Source organism: uncultured Roseibium sp. (genome assembly GCF_947499295.1).
Lineage (GTDB): Bacteria > Pseudomonadota > Alphaproteobacteria > Rhizobiales > Stappiaceae > Roseibium.
Map to the genome: position 1 here is coordinate 1 of NZ_CANMNP010000047.1, position 7,574 is coordinate 7,574.

A 7,574-nucleotide genomic window follows, 5' to 3' on the forward strand; every position below is an offset into this window, starting at 1 on the left:
GTCATTCTTATTCACTTCACGCTAAAGCGGGCTCGTCTGAAGACGAGGGGTTTCCTCCAAGGCGTGGATACTAAATTGATGGGGTGAATAGCTGCCACCACACACATTCGAAGACGATTTTCGTTCCAGGTCATTTAATGAATGACAATAAAGTGACGGCTTGTAGAACCTCCATGAGTCCCGCCATGCATAACGGTTATAGGGAATCTTGCATCAACAGCCGTTTGGTTGAATGCATTGACATTCACTGTGCACATCAACTTTACTTCCTGACCGTTCAGAATATACACACCAAAAGCGGAGCTCTTGCCATCTGAAAACTTGAAATTACGAGACGTTGTCTTGGCAACGTTCAAGCTTGTGTCATCCGATATTGTGATTTCTTGTCCCACCAGCACGTGACCAATCTTCTTCGGCGGGCCTGGTATCATTCCAAATGCTAAAACCTAAAAGTTTATCTCGACGTTGGCGGGAATTTTGAAAGACATTGGAGCCGAGGAAGAAGGAGTTGTAGAGTTCGAACTCATGTCGGCAGCAAAAGAATGGTGATCTTTCTTTGTTTCTGGCCCGGTTAGAAGCTTTGAGCGGAGTGTGATGTTGGGTGAAAGAGTTGAGTTGCAGTCTCTTTCGTTTCCGATTTTATAGGATGATCAAGCAGCCAGGAAGCTCAGGTTGTCACCCAAAGAAAATATCCCCATCGTCGTGGTTACGGAACTCAATAACTCTTAGGGTATTGCTACGAGAGCGTTGCGGCAACAAGGCGTGTCCGACACTCCTGACTGCAACGAAGAGACAACAAAGCACGCATTGACAGGCAAGGATCAGGTGGCCGTTAGGGAGTAAGGAAAGATGTGACAGCGCCCCTTGTACAAATTTGACAATTCGGCTTCCAGCGGCCAATCAAAAATCGCACAGTCAACGGGTCGTATGTAAATCTGAAACAACAAAACTATCTATAAAATCATGGTAATTCTGATTGCTGGCAACTTGTCATTTCACTGAATTTATGGCCCTGAAAGTCGCAGCAGATATTCCACGCATAAACTGGCACCCTGTTTTCCTTTTGCATTGTCATAATATTTTGTCATCACCGGCTTCGTAGAAAATATTACTTGTCAAAGCAGTCTTACGGGCGAGACACCTATGTGAATATGGCAACAACTTAGACAGCAAAGCAGCACGAATTTCAATTGATCTCATGTAGTTTATTGCAAGGTGAGGCACTCTGTTCAATCATGCGGCCACCTGATACGGAGATAAGTGTGATTGTTGCAGCGCGACGCAATTTTTTCTGGGTCGTAGAAACCTTAACTTGTTGCAATCGGAAATGTCAGATTTAATTAGGCCTATCGCAAATTTTTTTAACCTATAAATTCATTTATTAAACAAGATTGAACAAAGTCTCGAAATTTTAGAGTATTTCGAACCCTACTTTACAATAAAATAATCACTGACTATCTTTTTTCCTGACAAACAGAAGAGAGAAACATTACTATGACACCATCGAGCATTGATCACGCAGTTTATCCTATCTTTTCAATCCAATATAAATGATTTACGGAAGTTGATCGACAACGTTATTTAAGCCAAATCATCTAGAGAAATATGTACCACTTCACATTCTACCTGGTTCAATTCGTCAACTAGGCACAATTACTTCTTATGATCGCAAGATACTGAACTGGCTTACTAACGTCCTGTTTTTATCGAAGCCGAATTTAGAATTTCTCGACATTCCACAACCGTTCCGGTTAGGCCTTCTCTTGAATTTTCCATGAAAATTTGCCCAATAAGGTGAACATCCTCCACTGGATGTCTGGTATTACAAGGAGAGCGAAAATCAAAGAATGCAGATTTACCCATGGGTACAGTTTCGCGTTCCGAGTTCTGGTAAAATCCAACTTTGATTTTAGAACCAACTCCTTTGTTGATAGAGCTAAAATATGTAAAGCAAGAAAAATGATCTCCTGTCGCGTTAAGATTGGCTATTTTTGCAGCTTCCGCTGTTGCGTAGAGCAGTACATGCTCACCACCTTGAACTCTATTTCTGTTCCCCTGAAATTCCGGATACGTATACTCCGTTGACATAGTGATACTTGAGAAAGAATTCGACGTTCAACTCTTTAAAATTAAAGAAGCGAAGTTTGTTGATGGAATGATCAAATTTGACGTTGTGTGAGTTCTCAACAGGGGAAATTAGCTATCGGAAGCTCGATGCGAGTACCAGACTTGAGTGATGGGCGTACTCGGTCTTGACTTAAATAGGCTGGGATGAAGCGAATAAGCTTTAGTTGCCACAAAAATAGCCAGTATGTCTATCGTTACACCTGTTAAATTCAATTTCATTAGGTTTTTATTAAACGCACCTTGAATTATATTGTCGCCGATATCGATTAATGTGGTCCATAACATTCCGCTTTGTTGGAAGAAAAGGCTTCTGCGAAATAACAACGAGCGCAATTCAAATCTTGTGACTGCAACGGAGAGACAACGCGGCACACGTCGGCAGCAAAGATCAGATGGCTTTCATGAAGTAAGGAAAAGTGTAATTATGCTCTGTTGTATAATTTCACAAAATTCAGCTTCTAGCACCCAATAGAAATTGCATTGTAATCAGTTCTAATCTGAAGACGGAATTACAAAACTTGTTAAAAACTAGGGTTTATTTTATTGCTGACGACTTATCATTTCACTTAACAGATGGCCTTGAAAGAAATATTCATTTATCATATCTATAACTCTCACCCTATTTTTTTGTATTCTCATAATATTTTGTCATTGTTGGTTTAAGTAGATATTATTACTGTCTCAAGACAGCCTGGCACGTGAGACATCTATGTTAACATGGATGCAACTTAGACAGCGCGGTAGCACCAAATTGAATTGATAACATTTAACGCCGTGCATTCTCGTCACTTCATCTTACAATTGGTAAAAGTAGTGTAAGGGGACCAGAAACAAGGATTGGTTTCTACGCTGCTGATTGAATTATACTAGGCTGTTAGAATTATCCTAATCTCCGTTCCATAATGACCAATACGATGGCCACATGAATCGACCCTCTCCCCAGACTGATGCCAGTCTCAAGTTAGTTTTTGAGAGATGGCATTTTCATGCTGCGGTGTCCAATACGGGTTGTTCTCCTGTTGCGAATTCGTCTGGTGTGAGCCAGTTCAGGGCCGAATGGGGCCTGAATGCGTTGTAGTGCCGCCGCCAGTCTTCGATGATGTGGCGAGCTTCTGACAGGGTCGAAAACAGGTTCTCGCTCATGCACTCATCCCGCTGCCTGTCGTTGAAACTTTTGATCAGTGCGTTTTCATTGGGCTTTCCAGGCCGGATGAAATGAAGACCGATACCGGTACGTTTCGACCAATCGAACGTGGCCATGGAAGTGGACTCCGTTCCGTAGCACGTCGGGAAAAATTAGCTGCTTAGGTTATGTTGACAAACTCCTGACCCACAATTGCGCGGCTGCGATGTGAATGAAGTGTAAAAGACTCGACTTAATCTGACACTGCTGCCCTTTCACCGGAGTGAATTGGCAGCAGCACATCTCTTGCGAGAATGTGGTTATCCGTTTTGATGGTGGTGCGAACCAACCACAAAACGAAAGAAGACCACAATGTTGAATACTAACGACAGAATTATCAAACACAAAACCGGACTGCTGAACCTGGCTGAGGAGCTTGGGAACGTATCGATTGTAGCCATGACGATTACCTCTACCTCACCCCAATCACAGCGGCAAGTCGTGCCTTCCCAAAACCCCATCAGCCAGAAGGTTAATGCCCATATCAAACAGGCTTCTGTAAAGGGCAACGATGTTTCACCGAGCAAAGGGCCTGAAGACAAACCGAACACAAACACAAGCAATATGTTTGCGGAAGCCTCAAAGGCTTCGCAAACCTCAGCCAGGACGATCGAGGGAATAAATCTCACCAATGGTGAGAAGCGCGGCTCTAAGGAGATTTATGCGACGTCAATCATGTCGCGAACACCCGAAAAAGTTGAGATTGGTCTAGCGTTTGTTCGAGATGGTAACGCCTGGAAAGCGCCCGTTTTGAGCCGTGAAACCGGGCAAGGCAACGACAACCTCATCGCAGTACGTGATGACAAAACCCGCAAATGGAGCATCACACTCGATAAAATGAAGGCAGCAGGGGACAAAGACAATGAAGAGAAACGTTCTTCGGCTGATAAGTTCGCGGGATTGAGCTTAGAAAACAAACCCTTAAAGAAAACTATTATTGACCTTACAAGACCCGGCACGAACCCTGTCTATGTCAGGCAAACCTTAATGCAGCTTCAACCCCTCGCAGACGAACGACTTCTGTCGGAACGACCATTGTTGCAATCTGCGCGCAGTCCGGAGCAACCACATGAGACATTGAGACAGCCTCGGTCTTGGAATCAAGGTGCCCAGCCTTTGTTTTCTGAGCCAGGTCCAGACCCTCAGACATTTGAAAGAATAATCGAGAGTTCAAATAAGCAATTGGAAAGTGATAGCGCCCGAAAAAGTCATGAAAAGAAGACGTTTAGGATAACAAATATCAAAGCTCATCACATGCCGTCTGATGCGCTTAAGAAGCATATCACAGTCGAACAGAATATGCGCGGCGTCGTGGCTCAACGCCCGATAGCGAAGGGAGAAGTAGTTTTCTTTGGTGCCCAATACCTAAGAGTAAAAGAAATGACGAAATTAACGACGGCTGTTAGTCGGGATTTGCAAAAGGAATATTCATTGGACGCAAAGGCAGCGGACAAATTAGTTAGGAAAGGTTTTGAAAACTACAGCTGGGCTGGCGCAAAGGATGCGAAAGGGTACGTGCTTCGCACCAATTCCTGGGGAGCTGGAAACATAACCTCCTTTATAAACCATGATGACAAACACCGTAATATGGAAGCCTTTGACCTTCCGACACTCGATCGAGACGGCAAGAAAGCTTCCAGCATTATTGGGTATTATGCGTTGCGTGACATCAAAGAGGGTGAGCAGATTCTTGTCTATTACGGCGCCAAATATTTTGATGAACGAACACCAGATGATTTCGAAACTATTGCGCAGCGGATCGAAGAGGACGTCAGTCCTCCCCCACCGCCCACTCGTGAAGAACTCAACACGAGCGGAATTAAAGAAGAAGCACAGCTTACAACCCTGAGTGGTTCAAATCGCTCAGGATCCGACGCGCCAATCCCCGCTGAATTGAAAAAGAAACTGAAAGCGGAAGCGAGAAAGATCTCAGAGCAACTGAGAAAAGACGAGAGCGATTGGATCGCCAAAAATAAAAATGATAAAGCGGCCATCCACAGACGAAGCAATTTAAGATCAGGTTACGCGAATGTGCAGGCACACCTAAACCTAGGCCTTCCTTTGGAAAGCGCACACAGAGAGTCCCGTTACCGCATTTATGCTGCACTTCGGGGGTTTAAGATACCTCCAGAGCTGGAAAAAAGAAGTACAGGCAAAACGGATGACTTAGTACAAGAGGCTAAAAAGATCTCGGGGCGACTGAGAAAAGACGACAGAGATTGGATCGCCGAAAATAAAAATGATAAAGCGGCCATCCACAGACGAAGCGCTTTAAGATCAAGTTACGCGAATGTGCAGGCACACCTAAATCTAGGCCTTCCTTCGGAAAGCGTAGACAAAAGAGAACTGTCCAAATACCGCATTTATGCTGCACTTCGGGGGTTTAAGATACCCCCAGATCTGGAAAAAAGAAGTACATCAGGCAAAACGGATAACTTAGCACAAGAGGCGAAAAAGATCTCAGAGCAACTGAGAAAAGACGACAGAGATTGGATCGCCGAAAATAAAAATGATAAAGCGGCCATCCACAGACGAAGCGCTTTAAGATCAAGTTACGCGAATGTGCAGGCACACCTAAATCTAGGCCTTCCTTTGGAAAGCGCAGACAGAAGAGAACTGTCCAGTTACCGCACTTATGCTGAACTTCGGGGGTTTAAGATACCTCCAGAACTTCAATCTAAAAAGCGGGGCGACCGCCCCCACAAGGTCAATGAGCACCCTGGTGAAGCCAGTACAGTTTCGAAAAGAAAACGCTCATCAATGACGCCTCCGGACCAGACGAAAAAGGCAAAACACCTGCCAAGCTCATATAAATCCGCTAAGCTCAATTCAGTACAGCAGCAAAAACTACCGGCAGGGCACAGATGGTTAAATGTCGAGGCTGATGGAAACTGTTTTTATCACGCTTTGGCTATAGCTCTTGGACGTCCGAATGAGCATGCCGAGCTGCGACAAGCCACTGCCGCTTATGCCGCAACGCGACCTGGCCATGTAACACCTGAAGCGGTTCGAGCGATTGCAACACCAGGCGAATATACAGGTCCAGCTGAAATTGGACCGCAACTTGCGGCTTTTGCCCACAACGTCAGGATCGGTGTCGTTCTAGAAAACGGTGATATTTCAGAACTTAACTACGACTCAAGGAATGGTGAACAACCTCAAATCATGATGGCACGTGCTAATGACCACTTCTTTTTAGCCTATCGCAGAACCTGAGATACCCACCATTTTTGGACAAAATTCCGCGTAAGTTAAAGGCACATCAAACTGGTCATGAAACCGGCGACGCCGGATAGATGTTTGCAACCAGGGAAATATGGTCAGTCCAGAGCCGACGAAACCTTGCAACGGGAGAGACATCCTTAGATGTAGAAGCTGGCATCCGACATGCCGTGCCGGCGGCATAGCTCTCTGGCCGAAACACCCGCCTCGTGCTCCTTCAAGATGCCGATTATCTGTTCTTCTGAAAATCTGCGCTTCATCAGTGGCTCTTTCAAAAAAAGAAAATCACTAACTCAAAACTGGATCAATCTGCGGGGAGAGGGTCGCACGCTCAAAAGGTTATATTAGAAGTCAAAAAATACAATGCAGCAAAGAGTTACGCGTTTAGCGATAATAAAAAGAATAATGCATCTACCTTAGGACTTTAACAATACTGCTTCTGATCTCGTCCAATGCACTCAAACGCACCAGTATCCGTGGGATGGAACGCCTTACACCGAATACGTATCAAAGTTGGTCAAAGACTATAAAGACAACTATCGTCACGGTGGCCTTATACGGAGATCGTCCGAAGTGTTCAATAAATTGTTTGTTTGATTGTTTTACCTCGAAAGATTTTGATGAAATCAATACCATATTGCACCGGCCCGAACCTCGCCACAGGTGCCCGGGCGTATTTTCATTCAACCCGTGCCTGATCGAACACCGGTGCCACCGATGTTGGCACCAGTTCGAGTGTCATACTATCCTGACATGCGACACCGTCAGATGTCAGCCTGACCTGACACGTCAGCCGCAAATACGTGTGGCACTGTCTGCTGTAAGCTACACGTGGCACTTCAAGGCGCCTCCAGTACTACACCTACATATATCCTGCCCCCCTAGCCCCCCCCCTAGCCCTAGTACTAAACCACTACCGGCCCCCCTAGCCCTAGTACTAAACCACTACCGGCCCCCCTAGCCCTAGTACTAAACCACTACCGGCTGATGCCGGTAGGATTATCGATGTGCTTCTCAAGGTACTGAAGTACGACATCTTCAG

2 protein-coding genes and 2 pseudogenes are annotated in these 7,574 nt (G+C 45.2%); 1 reads left to right on the forward strand and 3 read right to left on the reverse strand.

Translation table 11 applies throughout. The annotated features are described in order from the left end of the window. Window positions 1-1,689: 1,689 nt before the first annotated feature. Window positions 1,690-2,088, reverse strand: a complete 399-nt coding sequence (locus Q0835_RS28880; protein WP_298966760.1) for a hypothetical protein — start codon at window positions 2,086-2,088, stop codon at window positions 1,690-1,692. Window positions 2,089-3,111: 1,023 nt separating this feature from the next. Further along, window positions 3,112-3,357 (reverse strand): annotated as a pseudogene (locus Q0835_RS28885) (transposase); the annotation flags it as partial. A gap of 1,252 nt (window positions 3,358-4,609) precedes the next feature. On the opposite strand from Q0835_RS28885, the gene Q0835_RS28890 reads away from it, so the two are divergent. After that, a complete protein-coding gene (locus Q0835_RS28890; RefSeq protein ID WP_298966763.1) occupies window positions 4,610-6,526 on the forward strand; it encodes an SET domain-containing protein-lysine N-methyltransferase in 1,917 nt (638 codons plus the stop codon). A gap of 152 nt (window positions 6,527-6,678) precedes the next feature. Here Q0835_RS28890 and Q0835_RS28895 read toward each other — a convergent pair. Then, window positions 6,679-6,792 (reverse strand): annotated as a pseudogene (locus Q0835_RS28895) (transposase); the annotation flags it as partial. Window positions 6,793-7,574: the final 782 nt, after the last annotated feature.